The organism is Serratia sp. CY84636 (assembly GCF_052166245.1).
Taxonomy (GTDB): Bacteria; Pseudomonadota; Gammaproteobacteria; order Enterobacterales; family Enterobacteriaceae; genus Serratia; species Serratia nevei.
Genome location: NZ_JBJNOX010000002.1, coordinates 479,335 through 499,362, shown reverse-complemented (window position 1 = coordinate 499,362; position 20,028 = coordinate 479,335). Strand labels below are relative to the sequence as shown.

At 58.7% G+C, this 20,028-nt stretch carries 20 protein-coding genes and 3 tRNA genes; 12 read left to right on the top strand and 11 right to left on the bottom strand.

Annotated elements, in window-relative coordinates; genetic code table 11:
- Nucleotides 1-131 precede the first annotated feature (131 nt).
- On the top strand, nt 132-710 hold the full coding sequence (gene sodB, locus ACJ8QI_RS06920; RefSeq protein WP_004931333.1) for a superoxide dismutase [Fe]: 579 nt from the start codon (nt 132-134) through the stop codon (nt 708-710).
- 61 nt (nt 711-771) lie between these two features.
- Here the strand turns inward: sodB and cydH are convergent, their stop codons facing one another.
- Nucleotides 772-861: a cytochrome bd-I oxidase subunit CydH gene (cydH, locus tag ACJ8QI_RS06915; RefSeq protein WP_019455989.1), complete on the bottom strand. Its 90-nt coding sequence runs from the start codon at nt 859-861 to the stop codon at nt 772-774.
- 324 nt (nt 862-1,185) lie between these two features.
- Between cydH and purR the strand changes: the two genes are divergently transcribed.
- A complete protein-coding gene (gene purR, locus ACJ8QI_RS06910; RefSeq protein ID WP_033638375.1) occupies nt 1,186-2,211 on the top strand; it encodes an HTH-type transcriptional repressor PurR in 1,026 nt (341 codons plus the stop codon).
- On the opposite strand, the gene punR is transcribed toward purR, so the two are convergent.
- Nucleotides 2,208-3,152, bottom strand: a complete 945-nt coding sequence (punR, locus tag ACJ8QI_RS06905; RefSeq protein ID WP_060419177.1) for a DNA-binding transcriptional activator PunR — start codon at nt 3,150-3,152, stop codon at nt 2,208-2,210. The two genes, purR and punR, sit on opposite strands and share 4 nt — an antisense overlap.
- Nucleotides 3,153-3,275: 123 nt before the next feature.
- Here punR and punC point away from each other — a divergent pair, with 123 nt between their 5' ends.
- The gene (punC, locus tag ACJ8QI_RS06900) at nt 3,276-4,487 is read left to right on the top strand and encodes a purine nucleoside transporter PunC (protein ID WP_070914913.1); all 1,212 of its coding nucleotides are present in this window, start codon (nt 3,276-3,278) and stop codon (nt 4,485-4,487) included.
- 343 nt (nt 4,488-4,830) lie between these two features.
- Nucleotides 4,831-5,982 (top strand): cyclopropane fatty acyl phospholipid synthase, encoded by a 1,152-nt coding sequence (gene cfa / locus ACJ8QI_RS06895; protein WP_038874787.1) that lies wholly within the window; start codon nt 4,831-4,833, stop codon nt 5,980-5,982.
- A 72-nt stretch (nt 5,983-6,054) separates the two neighbouring features.
- Here cfa and ACJ8QI_RS06890 read toward each other — a convergent pair whose 3' ends face one another.
- A complete protein-coding gene (locus ACJ8QI_RS06890; protein ID WP_038874785.1) occupies nt 6,055-6,348 on the bottom strand; it encodes an I78 family peptidase inhibitor in 294 nt (97 codons plus the stop codon).
- Between the two features lie 54 nt (nt 6,349-6,402).
- Nucleotides 6,403-7,053, bottom strand: coding sequence for a riboflavin synthase (locus ACJ8QI_RS06885; protein WP_016927930.1), 651 nt, complete (start codon nt 7,051-7,053; stop codon nt 6,403-6,405).
- 237 nt (nt 7,054-7,290) lie between these two features.
- On the opposite strand from ACJ8QI_RS06885, the gene ACJ8QI_RS06880 reads away from it, so the two are divergent.
- From ACJ8QI_RS06880 to ACJ8QI_RS06850, 7 genes are all read left to right on the top strand, one after another.
- Entirely contained in the window at nt 7,291-8,667 is a 1,377-nt protein-coding gene (locus tag ACJ8QI_RS06880) for an MATE family efflux transporter (protein ID WP_060419181.1), read from the top strand.
- 181 nt (nt 8,668-8,848) lie between these two features.
- A tRNA-Val gene (locus ACJ8QI_RS06875) sits at nt 8,849-8,925 on the top strand.
- 20 nt (nt 8,926-8,945) lie between these two features.
- Nucleotides 8,946-9,022 (top strand) — tRNA-OTHER (locus tag ACJ8QI_RS06870).
- 117 nt (nt 9,023-9,139) lie between these two features.
- A tRNA-Val gene (locus ACJ8QI_RS06865) sits at nt 9,140-9,216 on the top strand.
- A 120-nt stretch (nt 9,217-9,336) separates the two neighbouring features.
- Nucleotides 9,337-9,642, top strand: coding sequence for a cupin domain-containing protein (locus tag ACJ8QI_RS06860; protein ID WP_060419183.1), 306 nt, complete (start codon nt 9,337-9,339; stop codon nt 9,640-9,642).
- Between the two features lie 394 nt (nt 9,643-10,036).
- Complete coding sequence (pykF, locus tag ACJ8QI_RS06855) at nt 10,037-11,449, top strand: pyruvate kinase PykF (protein WP_060419184.1); 1,413 nt, start codon at nt 10,037-10,039, stop codon at nt 11,447-11,449.
- 308 nt (nt 11,450-11,757) lie between these two features.
- The gene (locus ACJ8QI_RS06850; protein WP_004931354.1) at nt 11,758-11,994 is read left to right on the top strand and encodes a major outer membrane lipoprotein; all 237 of its coding nucleotides are present in this window, start codon (nt 11,758-11,760) and stop codon (nt 11,992-11,994) included.
- Between the two features lie 140 nt (nt 11,995-12,134).
- Here ACJ8QI_RS06850 and ACJ8QI_RS06845 read toward each other — a convergent pair whose 3' ends face one another.
- The 7 genes from ACJ8QI_RS06845 to sufA form a co-directional block, all read right to left on the bottom strand.
- Nucleotides 12,135-13,148: a L,D-transpeptidase family protein gene (locus ACJ8QI_RS06845; RefSeq protein ID WP_197794550.1), complete on the bottom strand. Its 1,014-nt coding sequence runs from the start codon at nt 13,146-13,148 to the stop codon at nt 12,135-12,137.
- Nucleotides 13,149-13,445: 297 nt separating this feature from the next.
- Nucleotides 13,446-13,862: a cysteine desulfuration protein SufE gene (gene sufE, locus ACJ8QI_RS06840; protein ID WP_060440061.1), complete on the bottom strand. Its 417-nt coding sequence runs from the start codon at nt 13,860-13,862 to the stop codon at nt 13,446-13,448.
- Between the two features lie 36 nt (nt 13,863-13,898).
- The gene (gene sufS, locus ACJ8QI_RS06835) at nt 13,899-15,125 is read right to left on the bottom strand and encodes a cysteine desulfurase SufS (RefSeq protein ID WP_442532258.1); all 1,227 of its coding nucleotides are present in this window, start codon (nt 15,123-15,125) and stop codon (nt 13,899-13,901) included.
- Nucleotides 15,122-16,408 (bottom strand): Fe-S cluster assembly protein SufD, encoded by a 1,287-nt coding sequence (gene sufD / locus ACJ8QI_RS06830; RefSeq protein ID WP_442532257.1) that lies wholly within the window; start codon nt 16,406-16,408, stop codon nt 15,122-15,124. Before sufD ends, sufS begins: the two co-directional genes overlap by 4 nt.
- Nucleotides 16,383-17,129 (bottom strand): Fe-S cluster assembly ATPase SufC, encoded by a 747-nt coding sequence (sufC, locus tag ACJ8QI_RS06825; RefSeq protein WP_004931365.1) that lies wholly within the window; start codon nt 17,127-17,129, stop codon nt 16,383-16,385. The genes sufD and sufC overlap by 26 nt, the downstream gene beginning before the upstream one ends.
- Nucleotides 17,130-17,172: 43 nt before the next feature.
- Complete coding sequence (gene sufB / locus ACJ8QI_RS06820) at nt 17,173-18,669, bottom strand: Fe-S cluster assembly protein SufB (RefSeq protein WP_033638360.1); 1,497 nt, start codon at nt 18,667-18,669, stop codon at nt 17,173-17,175.
- 14 nt (nt 18,670-18,683) lie between these two features.
- The gene (sufA, locus tag ACJ8QI_RS06815; protein WP_004931368.1) at nt 18,684-19,055 is read right to left on the bottom strand and encodes a Fe-S cluster assembly scaffold SufA; all 372 of its coding nucleotides are present in this window, start codon (nt 19,053-19,055) and stop codon (nt 18,684-18,686) included.
- Nucleotides 19,056-19,582: 527 nt separating this feature from the next.
- On the opposite strand from sufA, the gene ACJ8QI_RS06810 reads away from it, so the two are divergent.
- Nucleotides 19,583-19,987: a hypothetical protein gene (locus tag ACJ8QI_RS06810; protein ID WP_047727659.1), complete on the top strand. Its 405-nt coding sequence runs from the start codon at nt 19,583-19,585 to the stop codon at nt 19,985-19,987.
- Nucleotides 19,988-20,028 lie beyond the last annotated feature (41 nt).

The window sequence follows — 20,028 nt, the reverse complement described above, 5'->3', positions numbered from 1 at the left end:
CCACGCGCATTTCTCGCTTTTCCTCCTGTTTTTTATGATGAAAATTGTTAAGATTGAATGACCACAATAAAAAACGGCCCATACGGCTCTCGCCCCGGCGGGAAGCGAATGGCGCTGTAAAGGAGGAAGCAATGTCGTTTGAATTACCTGCATTACCGTATGAGAAAAACGCGCTCGAGCCGCACATCTCCGCCGAGACCCTGGAATACCACTACGGCAAACACCACAACACCTACGTGGTTAACCTGAACAACCTGGTGAAAGGCAGCGAGTTCGAAGGCAAATCGCTCGAAGAGATCATCAAGACCTCTAACGGCGGCGTCTTCAACAACGCCGCGCAGGTGTGGAACCACACCTTCTACTGGCACTGCCTGTCGCCACAGGGCGGCGGTGAACCGCAGGGCGAACTGGCGGCGGCAATCGTCAAATCCTTCGGCTCTTTCGCTGCGTTCAAAGAGCAGTTCACCGATGCCGCAGTGAAAAACTTCGGTGCAGGCTGGACCTGGCTGGTGAAAAAGCCGGACGGCGCGCTGGCGATCGTCAACACCTCCAACGCGGCCACCCCGCTGACCGGTGAAGACAAACCACTGCTGACCGTCGACGTGTGGGAACACGCGTATTACATCGATTACCGCAATGCGCGTCCAAAATACCTGGAAAACTTCTGGGCGTTGGTCAACTGGACCTTCGCAGCGGAAAACCTGGCGTAAGCGCAGGTTCTGAGGTGATAAGGCGCAGCCAGGCTGCGCCTTTTTTATAACCGGGGGTAAATCAGTTCAACGCGGCAACGAAGCTGAAAGCGATAATGACCGCCAATGCGCAGACGGTGGTGAACAGCGACATCTTCAATTCGGTATCCATGACAACTCCTTTAAAATGGGCTTTCCTAAGGATAAAAGGCGCACAATTAGTACGTCAAATCATTTTCCCACAGTTCGCCGATAAAATCTTGTTATCATTTCCCGGTTTATAATCTCGATTACCTCTTCCACTTTTGTTCAATATGCGACAAAATTCGCAGTTCACAACTGCGTACCGGCATCCATGCCCCTCCTGATTAAGCGCTGAAGACTTCAACACACTAAAAACTCAGTTTTCGCTTCTCTGGAGAAGGATCTACGTAGGCAAACGATTAACATCACACTTACATGCTGTAAACATGTGAGTTCAGGAGTCATTCCTTACATGGCAACGATTAAAGATGTGGCCAAACGCGCGGGCGTTTCCACCACCACCGTTTCGCACGTCATCAATAAGACTCGTTTCGTCGCCGAAGAGACCAAAGCGGCCGTGTGGGCCGCCATCAAAGAGCTGCACTACTCGCCGAGCGCCGTGGCGCGCAGCCTGAAAGTCAATCACACCAAGTCGATCGGCCTGCTGGCCACCTCGAGCGAAGCGCCCTACTTTGCCGAAGTGATCGAGGCGGTGGAAAACAGCTGCTACAGCAAAGGCTACACCCTGATCCTGTGCAACTCGCACAACAATCTCGACAAGCAGCGCGCCTACCTGGCGATGCTGGCGCAAAAGCGCGTCGACGGCCTGCTGGTCATGTGCTCCGAGTACCCCGATCAGCTGCTGGGCATGCTGGAAGACTACCGCAACATCCCGATGGTGGTGATGGACTGGGGCGCCGCGCGCGGCGACTTCACCGACACCATCATCGATAACGCGTTCGAAGGCGGCTATCTGGCCGGCCGTTACCTGATCGAGCGCGGCCACCGCGATATCGGCGCCATTCCGGGCCAGCTGTCGCGCAATACCGGCGGCGGCCGTCACCAGGGCTTTATGAAGGCGCTGCAGGAAGCGCATATCGACATTCGCGAAGAGTGGATCGTCCAGGGTGACTTCGAGCCGGAGTCCGGCTACAAGGCGATGCACCAAATCCTGTCGCAAAAGCAGCGGCCGACCGCGGTATTCTGCGGCGGCGACATCATGGCGATGGGCGCCATCTGCGCCGCCGACGAGCTGGGGCTGCGGGTGCCGCAGGATATTTCCGTGATCGGCTACGACAACGTGCGCAACGCCCGCTACTTCACCCCGGCGCTGACCACCATTCACCAGCCTAAAGAACGCCTGGGCGAAATGGCCTTCACCATGCTGCTGGATCGCATCATCAGCAAACGCGAAGAGTCGCAGGTGATCGAAGTGCATCCGAAGCTGATTGAACGCCGCTCGGTCGCCGACGGCCCGTTCATCGACTACCGCCGCTAATCCCCCGCGCCGGAAGCCTGCGCGGCTTCCGGTTCCGCCTCGCTCAGCCACTCCTGGTTCAGCGTCTCCCCATCGCCCAGATACGCCAGCAGCCAGCTCATCGCCGGTGAGGGTTTATCCTGCTGCCAGGTCAGGCAGCAAGGGCTGGCGGGAAACGGCTGCTGCAGCTGCAACGCCTTCAGCTCACCGCGCTGCACCCGCGGCAGCGCCCGATGTGCCGGCATCATGCCGACGCACAGCCCCGCGCACAAACAGTCGAGCGCCGAAGTCCAGTCCGGCACCACCAGCCGCCGCTGGTTATCCAGCGTCCAGGTGACGCGCTTGGGCAGATTGCGCGAGGTGTCCTCCAGGCAAAGCGAAGGGTACGGCCGCAGCTGATCGTCATTCAGCGGCCCTGTCAGTTGCGCCAGCGGGTGCTGCGGGCTGACCACGCACAGCCAGTTCATATAGCCCATGTCGCGGAAGGCGAAGCCGCCGCCGACCGGCACCGCACGGGTGGCGCCGATTGCCATGTCCGCCCTGCCGTCCACCAAGGCATCCCACACGCCGTTGAACACCTCGGGTTGCAGCATCAGTTCGACGTCGGGGAAATGACGGTAGAAATCCAGCACCAGTTGGCGACTGCGCTGCGGTTTGACGATGATGTCCACCGCGATATTCAGCTGGCCGCGCCACCCGTTGGCCACCTGCTGACAGTGGCGGCGGGTGTCGAGCATTTTTTTGATAACAACTCGCGCATCCTTGATAAACAGCGCGCCGGCCGGCGTCAACTCCACATCGCGGTGACGCCGCTCAAACAGCGGCACCGCCAGCCATTGCTCCAGCTGCCGTACGGTATAGCTCACCGCCGACGGCACCCGGTGCAGCTCCTGCGCCGCCGCGCTGAAACTGCCGGTGCGCGCCACCGCGTCGACCACTTCAAGAGAATATTCAGACCACATCGCTTTGCCTTCAATTTTTTTAACAGCACTTTGCAAATATTACCGTTTCACAAGCAGAGATCCAGCCGGATACACTGGCCGGCGCTAAAAACCTGCGACATTAAAATATTAACGAGAAATACCATGCGAAATTCCTTTGGCTTTATGTTCTACCTCGCCGGCCTGAGCATGCTGGGTTATCTGGCGACCGACATGTACCTGCCCGCCTTCGGCGCCATGCGGGAAGAACTGCAAATTTCCGCCGGCGCGGTGAGCGCCAGCCTGAGCATCTTCCTGGCCGGCTTCGCCTTCGCGCAGCTGCTGTGGGGGCCGCTCTCCGACCGTCTGGGCCGCAAACCGGTATTATTGATCGGCCTGACGCTGTTCGCCTTCGGTTGCCTGGGCATGCTGTGGGTAGAGAACGCCGTGCAGCTCTGGATCCTGCGCTTTATTCAGGCCGTCGGCGTCTGTTCCGCCGCCGCCATCTGGCAAGCGTTGGTGGTCGACCGCTATCGCGAAGGCCAGGCCAATCGCGTATTCGCCACCATCATGCCGCTGGTGGCGCTGTCGCCGGCGCTGGCGCCGCTGCTGGGCGCCTGGCTGTTGAACCACGCCAGCTGGCGCGCGATCTTCGCCGTGCTGCTGGCCATCACCGTACTGCTGCTGCTGCCGACGCTGATGCTCAAAGAGCGCGCCAAAACGCAGCCCACCGCCGAGGCGCCAAAAAACGGCGTCAGCTTCTGGCGACTGTTGAAATCCCCGGTGTTCAGCGGCAACGTCGCCATGTACGCCGCCTGCTCGGCAGGCTTCTTCGCCTGGCTGACCGGCTCGCCGTTCATCCTCGGTGATATGGGCTATGGCCCGAGCGACATCGGTCTGAGCTATGTGCCGCAGACGCTGGCTTTCCTGCTGGGGGGCTATGGCTGCCGCGCCGCGCTCAAGCGCATCAATGGCAAAACCCTGCTGCCGTGGCTGCTGGTAGCTTATGGTGTCAGCATGGTGGCGCTGTATCTGGTGGCGACCCTGACCGCACCGACGCTCACCACGCTGCTGATCCCGTTCTGCGTGATGGCGCTGGTCAACGGCGCCGGCTATCCGATCATGGTGGCGAATGCGCTGATGCCGTTCCCGGAAAGCAGTGGCAAGGCCGCCGCGCTGCAAAATACGCTGCAGCTGGGGCTGTGTTTTGTGGCGAGCATGCTGGTGTCGGCGTTCATTGCCCAGCCGCTGTTGGCGACGGTGACGGTAATGGTATCGACGGTGATCCTGGCCGCGCTGGGGTATTTCCTGCAGCGGGGAAAAGCAGTTGACGCGCAGCAAAAGGCGCAGCGGGAACATGCTAACTCAGCGTCATAATTACCAAGTTTAATAATCACTTAAAGAATATGCGTGCCGAGTGCGATTTACAGTTGAGTCAACGCCTCGGCACGCCTATACTCAAAAACAACCTTGTAAAGTAACACCTTATAATCTCTATATCTCAATTAGCACTTGTGTACGCGCTTTGCGTCACACTCTTTTTTAAGGATGCGTTTATCCCGCGCCGTTCGCGCCGGGTCGTTTCTTTAAATTTCCTCTGTTCATAGTCGGATATCAGACGCCGCGGGCCTATTTTCCGCCGGTAAACGTATGCACCCGCAGAAATTGTCTAAGCTGTTTCCTAACGGGTCATCAGTCAGAAGAAGGTGATGGAGAAGCTATGAGTTCATCGTGTATAGAAGATCTGAGCATCCAGGACAATCAGTGGTACCGTATCGCGCACGAAATGCTCGGTCTGGCCGGCATTGAAATCAACGGATCGCGCCCTTTCGATATTCAGGTTAAAAACCCCGATTTCTTTAAACGCGTCCTGCAGCAAGGGTCGCTGGGCCTGGGCGAAAGCTACATGGACGGTTGGTGGGAGTGCGAACGGCTGGATATGTTCTTCCAGCGCGTGGTCAGCGCCGGGCTGGAGAAGAAACTCCCCCACCACCTGAAAGATACCCTGCGTATCGCCGCCGCGCGCCTGACCAACCTGCAATCGAAAAAGCGCGCCTGGATCGTCGGCAAAGAACATTACGATCTCGGCAACGATCTGTTTACCCTGATGCTCGATCCTTACATGCAATATTCCTGCGGCTACTGGAAAGACGCCACCACGCTGGAGGAAGCGCAGGAAGCGAAGCTGCGGATGATCTGCGAAAAACTGCAGCTGCAGCCAGGTATGCGCCTGCTGGACATCGGCTGCGGCTGGGGCGGTCTTTCCGCCTATGCAGCGAAGCATTACGGCGTGTCAGTGGTCGGCGTAACCATTTCTGCCGAACAGCAGAAGCTGGCTCAGGCGCGCTGCGCCGGGCTGGATGTGCAGATCCTGCTGCAGGATTACCGCGATCTGCATCAGCAGTTCGATCGCATTGTCTCGGTCGGCATGTTCGAGCACGTCGGGCCGAAAAACTACCGCACCTATTTCAACGTGGTAGAACGCAATCTGGCGCCGCACGGCCTGTTCCTGCTGCACACCATCGGCTCCAACAAGACCGATATGAACGTCGATCCGTGGATCAACAAGTACATTTTCCCGAACGGCTGCCTGCCTTCAGTGAGCCATATTGCCGAAGCCAGCGAGGGCCATTTCGTGATGGAAGACTGGCACAACATCGGCGCCGACTACGACCGCACGCTGATGGCCTGGTTCGAGCGCTTCAAACAGGCGTGGCCGCAGCTTGCCCCGCGCTATTCCGAACGCTTCGAGCGGATGTTCAGCTACTACCTGAACGCCTGCGCCGGCGCGTTCCGGGCGCGCGATCTGCAGCTGTGGCAGGTGGTGTTCAGCCCGAAAGGCGTTGAAGGCGGCATTCGCGTCGCGCGCTGAACGTTTCCCCAATAAAAAAGCCCCGGTAACATCATCGCCGGGGCTTTTTTTTGCTCTTTCGGATGCTGCGGGTTAACCGCAATAAACGCGAATGATTTTATCGTTGCTATCGCCAAGGAAGTTCAGGCGGCGCAGGTTGAAATCCATGGTAACGGCAGAGTTGTACGGAATGGCGCGCACCTTGGCGTCGATCCGCACGCCTTCCAGCGAGGTCATCGGCTTACCGACGAAGTTTTGATACTGCGAAGCGCCGCAGGTATCGTCCGCATCGGCCATTTGCGCGCCGGCGCCCTGCTCAGGTGAGCTGCTGCAGGCGCTCAGCGCCAGCAACGCGGTTAACAACAACGTTTTCCCATAAAACTTCACGCGTTTCTCCTCTCTGCTTATGATTCGATGCCGGCGGCAACGCCAGAATCGCTGTCAGTCTTTGTGCGCCGGCGCCATCGCCGCCGCCAGCGTCGCTTCCCGGTTGGCCAGCACGCGCTCGACGGTATCCACCACCGCCTGCGTTTGCGGATCGATTTCGATGTTCACCTTATCGCCCAGGCGTTTCTTACCCAGCGTGGTGCGATCCAGCGTTTCCGGGATCAGGTGCACACAGAAACGATTATTCACCACTTCGCCGATGGTCAGGCTAATGCCGTCTATGCCGATGAAACCTTTGTGCAGCACATATTTCATCAATTCCGCATTCGGCATGCGCAGCCATACCTGGCGGTTATTTTCTGACGTATAAATCTTGGCCACTTCCGCCGTGCAGATAATATGGCCGGACATCAAATGACCGCCAATTTCGTCATTGAACTTCGCCGCGCGCTCGATATTGACGATGTCGCCCAGCGCCAGATCGCCGAGGTTGGTCAGGCGCAGCGTTTCCTTGATCAAATCGAAGCTGACGCGGTTGCCTTCCACCGCGGTCACGGTCAGGCAGCAGCCGTTATGGGCCACCGACGCGCCCAGCTCCAGCCCAGGCAACAGCTCGGCAGGCATCTCGATCACGTGGGTGCGGAAATTGGGTTTCTCATCAATGGCGACCAGCGGCGCGGTGCCTTGTACGATACCGGTGAACATATGTGCCTCTTCTTACTAATAGGTTAAAACGCTCCCGGCAGTTTGCCCCAGTTGGCGCTGAAAACCAAATCCGCGTAGGCAAAAAACGCGGGCCTGCGCATTTAATAACTATTTATCTGCGGCGTTTGCTTAACGACGCCGAGCAGGTACAATATTTTTGACAAAATTCCGCTATTTTAATTGTTGTCCTCTCGCGGCAGCCCTCCCTCCCACATATATAAATAGAAAGGTGTATGCGTGCAGAAGTACTTAATTGAAGCGCGTAGTTTATTGGCTCTCGCTATCCCGGTCATCATCGCGCAAATATCGCAAACCGCCATGGGCGTGGTGGATACCATCATGGCCGGCGCCTACAGTGCCACCGACATGGCGGCGGTTGCGGTCGGCACTTCAATCTGGCTGCCGGCCATCCTGTTCGGCCACGGCCTGCTGCTGGCGCTGACCCCGGTTATCGCCCAGCTTAACGGCGCCGGGCGGCGCGATCGCATCGCTCACCAGGTGCGCCAGGGTTTTTGGCTGGCTTCCGGCGTGTCCGTGCTGCTGATCGTGGTGCTGTATAACTGCAAGTTCGTCATCGACATGATGCACAACATCGACCCGCAGCTGGCGGATAAAGCCGTCGGTTATCTGCACGCCATCATGTGGGGAGCGCCGGGTTACCTGTTCTTCCAGGTGATGCGCAACCAGTGCGAAGGCCTGTCCAAAACCAAGCCCGGCATGGTGATCGGCTTCCTCGGCCTGCTGGTGAATATCCCGATCAACTACATCTTCATCTACGGCAAGTTCGGCATGCCGGAGCTGGGTGGCGTCGGCTGTGGCGTCGCCACCGGCAGCGTCTACTGGATCATGTTCCTGATGATGCGCTGGTACGTGAAGCGCGCGCCCTCGCAGCGCGACATCAAACGCCAGGCAGGCGATCTCGGCGGCCCGGATTGGGCGGCGCTGAAGCGCCTGATCGGCATCGGCATGCCCGTGGCGCTGGCGCTGTTCTTCGAAGTCACGCTGTTCGCCGTGGTGGCGCTGCTGGTTTCGCCGCTGGGGATCGTTGCGGTCGCCGGCCACCAGATCGCGCTTAACTTCAGCGCGCTGATGTTCGTGCTGCCGCTGTCGCTGGGCGTCGGCGCCACCATCCGCGTCGGTTACCGTCTGGGGGAAGGTTCGGTTGAAGGCGCCCGTGTCGCCGCCTACTCCGCCATCGGCGTCGGCATCACCATGGCCGTCTGCACCGCGCTGTTTACCGCCACCTTCCGCGAACCGATCGCCCTGCTGTACAACGACAGCCCGGCGGTGGTGGCGATGGCGTCGCAGCTGATGCTGCTGGCGGCGCTGTACCAAATCTCGGATTCTGTCCAGGTGATCGGCAGTGGCGTGCTGCGTGGTTATAAAGACACCCGCGCGATCTTCTTTATCACCTTCATCGCTTATTGGGTGTTGGGCCTGCCGAGCGGCTATCTGCTGGCGTTAACCGATGTGGTGGTGCCGGCAATGGGGCCAAGCGGTTTCTGGATCGGCTTTATCATCGGCCTGACCTTCGCCGCCATCATGATGGCGCTACGCATGCGCTGGCTGCAGAAACAGCCGACCGCCGTCATCCTGCAGCGATCCACGCGCTGAGCCCGCGCCCGGCCGGTTTCATCCCCGGCCGGGCTGCGGTTTGCGGAAAAAAACGCCGGACTGCGCACAACCTCAGCAATCGCGTGAAATACCGAATAAAATTGCGCTTTTCCCCTTGCCAGCACGCGGGTAGCTCGTTAATATTCGTCCCCGCTGTCAGCCATGACAGATAGGAAAAGATGCGTCCGTAGCTCAGTTGGTTAGAGCACCACCTTGACATGGTGGGGGTCGGTGGTTCGAGTCCACTCGGACGCACCAAATTCCTGAAGCCGTACAGTGCGTCCGTAGCTCAGTTGGTTAGAGCACCACATGGGCATGGGGTGGGGCGGTGGTGCGAGTCCACTCGGACGCACCAAATTTCAGAAGCAGTGCCGTACGTCCGTAGCTCAGTTGGTTAGAGCACCACCTTGACATGGTGGGGGTCGGTGGTTCGAGTCCACTCGGACGCACCAAATTTCAGAAGCAGTGCAGTGCGTCCGTAGCTCAGTTGGTTAGAGCACCACCTTGACATGGTGGGGGTCGGTGGTTCGAGTCCACTCGGACGCACCATATTGCTGATTCATCTCTCCCCCTATCGCGTTATACTTCCCGTTGTTTCGTCTCTGCCCGACCGCCTGACTTTTATGTCGATCGCGCCGTGCTACCGCCATCAGCCACCAGGAACGCCACATGACCACCTTTACCGCCAAAACCGCCTTTTTATCGCTCGACAATGGCCTTGCCCGCCGTGAAGGCGTGATGAGCGACGGTTCGCCGGCGGCAGAAGTGCGTTTCGAGGCCGGTGCCTTCGGCCAGCTGCAAAAGCCCCCGCACGCGCGGCAAACCCGGGTGATCTCCGGTGAATTCGAATTTACCCTCGGCGGCGACACCCGGGTGGTACGGGCCGGCGAGAGCCTGATATTGCCGGCCAACGTCGCCAGCGGCTGCTTCTGCCTGAGCGCCGGCGTGCTGCTGGAAATTCCCCAAACGCGTTAAACCTGTATTTACAGCATGGTTATTTGCGCAACAAGCGGCCCGCAACGCGTTGCATTTGCGCCACATTTGCCCCCGTTTTGACATATCCGCCGCGCCGCCGCGGTTTTTTATTTTGTTTCCCACCGCTTAGCCTTTATAATGCGCAACGTCTATCAGTTGAATGGTTTCAGCCCTTGATCTGCGAAAACGCTATAACAACACGATCTGATCTTACCCCGTTGCGCAGCATCCCCGCGCCCCCGCGCGGGCTGAATTTTTCCGCCCCGCTTCAACTGTCGTCACCTATCCTTAACTATGTTTTTCACCACCAGGCACGGCCCAAATTCCCTACCGGCGTAAACCGCGCCGGTCAAATTCGTTTTTTTATCCATCACAACTTGTAGAAAACTCCGCCATGAAAAAGACCAAAATTGTTTGTACCATCGGTCCAAAAACCGAATCGGAAGAAATGCTGACCAACCTGCTCAACGCGGGCATGAACGTGATGCGTCTCAACTTCTCTCACGGCGACTATGAAGAGCACGGCAACCGCATCAAGAACATGCGCGCCGTGATGGCGAAAACCGGTATCAATGCCGGCATCCTGCTGGATACCAAAGGCCCGGAAATTCGCACCATGAAACTGGAAGGCGGTAAAGACGCCTCGCTGGTCGCCGGCCAAACCTTCACTTTCACCACCGACCAGAGCGTGATCGGCAACAGCGATCGCGTAGCGGTCACCTACGCCGGCTTCGCCGCCGACCTGAAGATCGGTAACACCGTGCTGGTAGACGACGGCCTGATCGGCATGGAAGTCACCAACGTGACCGAAAACGAAGTCATTTGTAAGGTGCTGAACAACGGCGATCTCGGCGAGAACAAGGGCGTCAACCTGCCGGGCGTTTCCATCCAGCTGCCTGCGCTGGCCGAAAAAGACAAACGCGACCTGATCTTCGGCTGCGAACAAGGCGTCGACTTCGTGGCGGCATCCTTCATCCGCAAGCGCTCCGACGTGCTGGAGATCCGCGAACACCTGAAAGCCCACGGCGGCGAGCAGATCCAGATCATCTCCAAGATCGAAAACCAGGAAGGCCTGAACAATTTCGACGAGATCCTCGAAGCGTCCGACGGCATCATGGTTGCCCGTGGCGACTTGGGCGTCGAGATCCCGGTCGAAGAAGTGATCTTCGCCCAGAAGATGATGATCGAGAAATGCAACCGCGCGCGTAAAGTGGTGATCACCGCCACCCAGATGCTCGACTCCATGATCAAGAACCCGCGCCCTACCCGCGCGGAAGCCGGCGACGTTGCCAACGCCATCCTGGACGGTACCGATGCCGTCATGCTGTCCGGCGAGAGCGCCAAGGGCAAATACCCGCTGGAAGCGGTCAACATCATGGCCACCATCTGCGAGCGTACCGATCGCGTGATGCCTAGCCGCATCGATACCCTGAACGACCGTCGCAAGCTGCGCATCACCGAAGCGGTGTGCCGCGGTGCGGTAGAAACCGCCGAGAAACTGGACGCGCCGCTGATCGTCGTCGCCACCAGCGGCGGCAAGTCAGCGAAATCCGTGCGTAAATACTTCCCGAACGCAGTGATCCTGGCGCTGACCACCAATGAAACCACCGCGCATCAGCTGGTGCTGAGCAAGGGCGTTATCCCGCAGATGGTCAAGGAAATCGCCTCTACCGACGACTTCTACCGCATCGGTAAAGAAGCCGCGCTGGCCAGCGGCCTGGCGCAGAAAGGCGACGTTGTGGTGATGGTTTCCGGCGCGCTGGTGCCGAGCGGCACTACCAACACCGCCTCGGTACACGTGCTGTAATATAAAACGTGACATAATTACCTTGATCAAAACGCCGCTTTGCGGCGTTTTTTTTATCGGCAGTAAACTATTTTTCTCAAAACGCAACCGCGATCCGCTCATTATTTAGCTAATAACAAATCGGAGTAGTCCCATGGAAGCCGGCTGTTTTCCCTCGTTTTTTTAACTAATTTGTAAAACCAGATGCAAGTTTGAGCGAACGATCAAAATAAAGCACCTCAACACTAAAAAATTATTCTCTTTCGAAAAAAGTTTGTGTAATACTTGTAACGCTACATGGAGATTAACTCAATCTAGAGGGTGTTATAATGAATCGTACTAAACTGGTACTGGGCGCGGTAATCCTGGGTTCCACTCTGCTGGCTGGCTGCTCTAGCAACGCTAAAATCGATCAACTGTCTTCTGACGTTCAGACTCTGAACGCTAAAGTTGATCAGCTGAGCAACGACGTGAACGCAATGCGTTCTGACGTTCAAGCGGCTAAAGACGACGCAGCACGCGCTAACCAGCGTCTGGACAACCAAGCTCACGCTTACAAAAAGTAAGTTAGCTTTGGTTATTGAAAACGGCGCACATTGTGCGCCGTTTTTTTTGCCTGCTCATCGGCCCGGGGGTTCTCCTTCGGCAGACAAAAAAAAGAGGCTCAGCACGCTGAACCCCTCTTCGACCGCTCAGTCCTGCAAACTTAGTTCACTGAACTGATTGGCGCTGCCTTGAATGGGCTCTTATTCGCCACAGGCGCCGCTACAGGCGTTAAACTCACCTCAGACGGGCTCTCCCCCACGTTGACCAGCACCGGCATGCCAGAACGGCGTACAACCGCGCTATCGAACACGGCGCGATCGGTTTGCCCATCTGCAGCGAAGGCTTTCTCCGCTTTAGACAACGCAATCGGCATGGTCTGCGGATCGTCGCTTTCTACCCGCGACAGCGGCTGGTGCACTTCCACATAGCGTTTGCCGTCCGGCTCAACCGAAATCTTCACCGGATCGTTGATCACCTGCACCCGCGTACCGCGTGGCACCTGGTTGAACAGCGCTTCGATATCCGTCGGACGCAGACGAATACAGCCGGAGCTGACGCGCATGCCGATCCCGAAGTTGGCATTGGTGCCGTGGATCAGGTATTCACCGCGCCCCATCGCCAGACGCAGGGCGAACAGCCCCATCGGGTTCTCAGGGCCGGCCGGCACCACCGCAGGCAGCGTCACGCCCTGGGACTGATAGCGTTTGCGGATGTTGGCGGTAGGCGTCCAGGTCGGGTTGGGGATCTTCTGGCTCACGGAGGTCACTTCCAGCGGCGTGTGCATGCCGGTCTGGCCGATACCGATCGGATAGACGATCACTTTGTTCTCGCCTTTCGGATAGTAGTAAAGGCGCAGCTCGGCCAGGTTGACGATGATCCCTTCACGCTTGGTATCAGGCAGCAGCATTTGGGTCGGAATGGTCAGCACCGTACCCGGCTTAGGCAGGAACGGGTCGGTGCCGGGGTTGGCTTCCAGCATGCCCAGCAGGCCAATCTTGTAGTCGGCGGCGATCGCCTCCAGCGGACGGCCGTCGTTTGGCACGGTATAAGTGGTGTTTTCACCGATCAGACGGCTGTCCGGCGGCGGCAGCGGGTACTCGGTCGCATTGGCGGCCTGCGTGCCCGCCAATACGGTGGCGAAGACCATGCCCATTAAACTCAACGCACGTTTCATTATCATCCCTATATTTTTTATGACGGTTCGTCCCCAAGGCTAACGAGCGCCCGGCGGCGGGTAAATCAGACAATACCTGATTAATACTAGCAATGCTGGCATCAAAGGCAATAAGTTCTCTAAAAATCAACACGTTATAACGTAATCACCGCCGTTGATTGTCAACGAAACGTCAACGGATAAGCTGCTGAAATATCACTGAATTGGGGATGTTATCTGGGGGGAAAGCGTGGATTGTAAAGGCTCATTGACAAAACGAATGTATCAATGAGCCCTCAAGAACGGGGGCGTTCAGGCTCAGGCCAGCTGCGTGGCTTTACTGCGAATGGCGCGGATCATCGCCTCCAGCCCCTGTGAACGCGAAGGCGTCAGGTGTTGGCTGAGCGCCAGCTCGGCGAAAAACGGCCGCACGTCGAGCTCGACAATCTGCTGCGGCGTCAATTGGCGATACAGAATAAACACCACCGCCAGCAGGCCTTTGACGATCGCCGCGTCGCTGTCGCCGTGAAACTCGACCTGCCCTTGCTCATCGAGGCGCATCACAATCCACACCTGGCTCTGACAGCCGGAGATCAGGTTGCCGGCCTGCCGCTCAGCCTCGTCCAGCGGCGGCAATTTGGCGCCGAGTTCAATCACGTACAGGTATTTCTCCTCCCAGTTCAAACAGCGGGAGAAATTTCGCACCAATTTATCTTTGTCCGGCAAATTCGCCATGGGGATCCTTTTGTACCGCCGGGGACGCGCCCCGGCCTAGCCTAATAGCTGATGAATGCGTTGCAGCCCGGCCACCAACCGGTCCACCTCTTCGCGGGTATTATATAACGCCAGCGAAGCGCGGCACATGCTCGGCACCTGATAAAACGCCATCAGCGGCATGGCGCAGTGATGGCCGGTGCGAATGGCGATGCCGTACTGATCGAGGAAGCTGCCGACGTCATAGGCATGGTGTTCCCCCAGATTGAAGGCGATCACCCCGGCGCGATGGGCCGGGCCATAGACTTTCAGCGTCGGCACCTGGCTGAGCGCCTCCAGCGCGTAGTGCATCAGCGACTGTTCATAATCGTGGATCGCATTCAGGCCCAGGGCTTCAACGTAATCAAACGCCGCCCCCAGCCCCATGATGCCGGCGGTGTTCGGCGAACCGGCCTCGAAGCGCCACGGCGGATCGGCGAAGGTGGTGCCCGCCGTCAGGCTGACCTGGCGGATCATCGAGCCGCCCCCTTCCCACGGCGGCATCTGCTGCAGCAGCGCCTGGCGGCCATACAGCATGCCGATGCCGGAAGGACCGTACAGCTTGTGGCCGGAAAACACATAAAAATCGCAGTCCAGCGCCTGGACATCGACGCGCTGGTGCATCACCGCCTGCGCGCCGTCCACCAGCACCGTCAAATTCGGCGCCAGGGCTCTGGCGCGGGCGATAATGTCGCGCACCGGGTTGACGGTGCCCAACACGTTGGAGACCTCGGTCAGCGCCAGCAGTTTACAGGACGCATCGACCAGTTCCGGCAGCCGCGCCAGATCCAGCGTACCGTCCGGCTGTAGCGGCCACACCCGCAGCTGCAGCCCGAGCTCCTCCGCCAGCATCTGCCACGGCACGATGTTGGCGTGGTGCTCCATCTCGGTGATGAGAATCGCATCGCCCGGCTGCAGCAGGTGGCGGCCAAAGCTGTTGGCCACCAGATTGATGCCTTCGGTGGTGCCCTTGACGAACACCATCTCTTCCGCCGAGGCGGCGTTGATAAAGCGCGCCGCCTGCTCCCGCACCGCTTCCATCTGCTGAGTCGCCTCAGCGCTCAGGGTGTGGATGCCGCGATGCACCGCCGCATAGCCGTGGCGGTAGAACGCCAGCTCGCGGTCGATCACCGCCTGCGGTTTCTGCGCGCTGGCGGCGCTGTCGAGATAGGCCAGCGGTTGGCCGTTCACCTCACGCGCCAGCAGTGGAAAATCGCTGCGCACGCGTTCAATCGGATAACTCATGCAGCCTCCCCCGGCAGACGCTGGGCGATGCGCGCCAGCACCCGTTCCCGGATGATGTCGTTGGCGATGCCTTCGGTCAGCTCGGCGGCGAAGGCAAAGATGATCATCTGCTGCGCCGCGTGTTTGTCGATGCCGCGCGACTGCAGATAGAACAGCTGCTCTTCATCGATACGCCCCACGGTGGCGCCGTGGCTGCATTTGACGTCGTCGGCGTAGATCTCCAGCTGCGGCTTGGTATCCACTTCCGCCACCTTACCCAACAGCAGGTTATGGTTGGTCATCTGGCCGTCGGTTTTGATCGCGTGCTTGGCCACTTTGATCATGCCGTTGAACACCGCCTTGCCGCGATCGCTGACCACGGTTTTATGCAGCTGGCGGCTTTCGCAATAGCCTTTGTTGTGCTCCAGATAGGTGCGGGTATCGCAGATCTCTTTGCCCACCGGCAGCACCAGGCTGTTGATCACCAGGTTTGCGCCTTCGCCGTTCAGCTGTGCGCTGGTGTTGTGCCGCGTCAGGCCGGCGCCCAGCAGGAAGCTGTCGCTTTTCACCCGCGCGTCGCGGCCGATAACCAGATCGTTATGGGCAAAGTGGTAGCTCGGCTGGCTCTCAAACGCCAGCTTGCAGTGCAACAGCCCGGCGTTGTCCGCCACGTTGGCGGTCAGGCGCGCGCCGGTGAAGTGCGCGGCCTCGCCCAGGCTGACATAGTGTTCAATCACTTCCGCCTCGGCGCCGCGCCCGATCTCCAGATGGTGACGATGATGCACGGTGTTCACTTCCCCGGTGGCGCCGCGTCCGCTGCTGATGTGCAGCAGGTACAGCGGGCGGGCCGGGGCCTTGCCGGCCGGCAAACGAATCAGGCTGGTTTCCTGCGCCAGGCTTTCGGTCAGGTGCAGGAAAATCTCCGGCTGGATCGGCTCCGGCAGCGCCTGCGGCGTGCCGTAGGCGGTCAACTCGAACTGGTAGTCGCCCAGATCGCCATCGCTGAGCGCGGCGCTGTAGCGGCCGTCGATAAACACCAGCCGACAGGCATCGATGCCGAGCGCCAGCGCCTCAAGCTGCTCTGCGCTCACCGGCGCGGGCTGCGGATCGAGGAACTGCTGCTCCAGCAGGCTCTCCAGCGGCGTGTATTTCCAGTTTTCATGCTTGCGCGTCGGCCAGCCGAGGCGCAGCGCCTGCTGCCAGTGCGCCAGCGCATACGGCGAACGCTCGCCGCCGCGGCCTTCGAACAGGCGATACAGCTGCTGCAGCGCGTTTGAATTACTGTTGGTCGGTAAGCCAGCCATAGCCCTGCTCCTCCAACTGTTTCACCAGCGAGAAATCGCCGGATTTAACGATACGCCCCTGGGACAGCACGTGTACGTAATCCGGTTTGATGTAGTCCAGAATGCGCTGATAGTGGGTCACGATGATAAAGGCGCGCTTGCCGTCCCGCAGCGAGTTGACGCCGTTGGCGACGATCTTCAGCGCGTCGATGTCCAGGCCCGAGTCGGTTTCATCGAGAATGCACAGATCCGGCTCCAGCGCCGCCATCTGCAGAATATCGTTGCGTTTTTTCTCACCGCCGGAGAAGCCGACGTTGACCGAACGGGTCAACAGATCGGCCGGCATATCCAGCAGCGCGATTTTCTCTTCGATGAAATCGGCGAAGTCAAAGCGATCAAGCGGCTCCTGCTCGCGGTATTTGCGCACCGCGTTGACCGACGTCTGCAGGAAGAAGTGGTTGCTGACGCCAGGGATCTCCACCGGGTACTGGAAGGCCAGGAACACGCCTTCGCCGGCGCGATCTTCCGGATCCAGCTCCAGCAGATCCTTGCCCTTGAAGGTGACTTCCCCTTCGGTCACTTCGTACTCTTCACGCCCGGCCAGCGTGGCGGACAGCGTGCTCTTGCCCGAGCCGTTCGGCCCCATGATGGCGTGCACTTCGCCCGGTTTGATCTCCAGATCCAATCCCTTGAGGATCTCGTTGCCTTCCACGCTGACTTTCAAATTCTTGATGCTTAACATGCTGTGTCCTCAGATAGCGCCGACGGCGCTAAAAATGCGGCGATTAACCCACGCTGTGTTCCAGGCTGATGGCCAGAAGTTTCTGCGCCTCGACGGCGAACTCCAGCGGCAGCTCGGAGAAAACGTCCTTGCAGAAACCGTTGACGATCATCGAAATGGCGTCATCCTCGCTGATGCCGCGCTGCAGGCAGTAGAACAGCTGGTCGTCGCCGATCTTCGAGGTGGTGGCTTCGTGCTCCAGCTGAGCGCTGTTGTTGCGCGCTTCAACGTAAGGGAACGTGTGGGCACCGCTGTCCGGCCCGATCAGCATCGAGTCGCACTGGGTAAAGTTACGGGCGTTTTCCGCCCCCGGCAGGATTTTCACCAGGCCGCGATAGGTGTTCTCGCTGTGGCCGGCGGAGATGCCTTTGGCGATGATGGTCGACTTGGTGTTTTTGCCGATGTGGATCATCTTGGTGCCGGTGTCCGCCTGCTGATGGCCGCTGGTCAGCGCCACCGAGAAAAATTCGCCGATCGAATTGTCGCCCTGCAAAATCACGCTCGGGTATTTCCAGGTGATGGCCGAGCCGGTTTCCGACTGGGTCCAGGACATTTTCGAGCCGGCGCCTTCGCACAGCGCGCGCTTGGTGACGAAGTTGAGGATGCCGCCCTTGCTCTCGCCGCCGGAGAACCAGTTCTGCACCGTCGAGTATTTCACTTCGGCGTCTTTATGCAGGATCACTTCCACCACCGCCGCGTGCAGCTGGTAGCTGTCGCGCACCGGGGCCGAGCAGCCTTCGATGTAGCTGACATAGCTGCCTTCGTCGGCGATCAGGATGGTGCGCTCGAACTGGCCGGTTTTGGCGGCGTTGATACGGAAATAGGTCGACAGCTCCATCGGGCAGCGCACGCCTTTCGGCACATAGACGAAGGTGCCGTCGGAGGCCACCGCGGCGTTCAGCGCAGCGAAGAAGTTATCGTTGGAGGGCACCACGCGGCCCAGGTACTGACGCACCAGATCCGGGTATTCCTGGATAGCTTCACCGAACGAGCAGAAGATCACCCCGCTCTCCGCCAGTTTTTCACGGTAAGTGGTAGCGACCGAGACCGAGTCGAAGATGGCGTCCACCGCCACCTCGCTGCCCTCGCGCACCGGCACGCCGAGCTGATTGAACGCCAGCTCCACTTCGCTGGTCAGGTAATCTTTTTCCGTCGCCGCGCCCGGTTGCTGCTCGGCGCCGGGTTGCGAACCGCAGGCATCGTCGCAGCTGCCGCAGGACGGCGCCGAATAGTAACTGTAGTCCTGGTAGTTCAGGCGATCGTAATTGGCCTTCAGCCAGTGCGGCTCTTCCATCTGCAACCAGGCACGGTAGGCCTCGAGGCGGAATTCCAGCATCCACTCGGGTTCGTTGCGCTTGGCCGAGATGGCGCGCACCACCTCTTCGTTGATGCCTTTGGCCAACTCATCGGTTGCCAGCTGGGTGAAGAAACCTTCTTTGTAGCGACCTTCGCTGACCCAAGCCTGCACTTCATTAGGCATTTCTACATTGCTTCGTGTCATGTTGATTGCATCGCTCAAACGCCAAAGCTCTCGCCGCACCCGCAGGCATGCTGAGCTTTAGGGTTGTTGAATTTGAATATCTGATTCAGCCCTTCGCGGACATAATCTACCGTGGTGCCGTCGATGAACGGCATAGCCTTCAGCGGCACATAGAGTTTGGCGCCGTCGCGCTCAAACAGCAGATCGTCATCGGCGGGTTCGCGGGTCAGATCCAGCACATAGGCAAAGCCGGCGCAGCCGGATTGTTTCACCCCTAGCTGCAGCCCTTTCACCTGCGGATCCTGCTGCATCAGTTTCGTTATTTGTCGTACGGCGCTGTCGCTGAGCGAAATGCCTTGCCAGACATTTTCATCCAGAGAAAAAGTGCCGACATTTTCCGTTTGCATAGGGTCTACCTCACACTCGTGTTTGGCCACAGCCAATCTGGGTTGCTTATATGTTAGTGATAACGATTATCACTTCAACCGTTTGTTTTGCGGGGGTATCCGCCGCGAGCGCGGTTTTTCGCTGCGGCGCGCGGCAAGCCAACGGGACACCCGTGGCGGCTTGCGGCGTCAGGCGGCAAGGTGTGCATGCTATCCCTATGAATTCGTTATCTATCCTGCATCACCGTACCGCACTCCCCGGTGGCCCGTCAGCGTTACAGCGCTGCGGTGCGTTGCCGATCTAAACATTCATAGAAAATACCTATTTCTGCATTCTGTCTGTCGTAAATGTGCGTTTATCGGCATTTCGTGGCGCGGCGCAAGCGCGCGGCCCTCAGGTTAAAGTTTAGTCGCTCAGGATTAAGTTGGGTCGGCGGCGGTCTTTTACCCTCCTGAGCAATAAAAAAACGCCGCGCCGGGATTGATCGGCAACGCGGCAGTTTATATGATAATGATTATCATTCAATTTGAATTTGAGCGCGAAGCCAATGACTCTTTCGATCAACGCATGGTTGCTGGGCAAGATTGATGAATACAAATTCAGCGTGCGCGACGCCACGGTGGACTTTTATATGGCCGAAGCGGCGCTGCGGCGCCCGGAATGCAATATCGACCATCTGAAGCGGTACAACAGCGTCAGCCTCACCATGGCCAATCTGTGTCTGGAGAACGGCGACGACGACAGCTACCTGCACGCGCTCAGCAAGCTGCACAACCGGCTGATCGTCGAGATCAACAACCCACAGCGCTGCCAGCTGTTTCGGGTGCAAAGCTACCACTTCGCCCGCCACACGCTGACGCTGATCTGCCAAAAATATGCAATGGAAGGCACCTGGGAGAAGGCGAACGCGTTTCAAAAGGACTTCGTCAAACGCGTGCCGTTTCAGCTGTAAGGCGAAAGGCTCCGCAGGCCGAACGCCTGCGGAAACCGGCG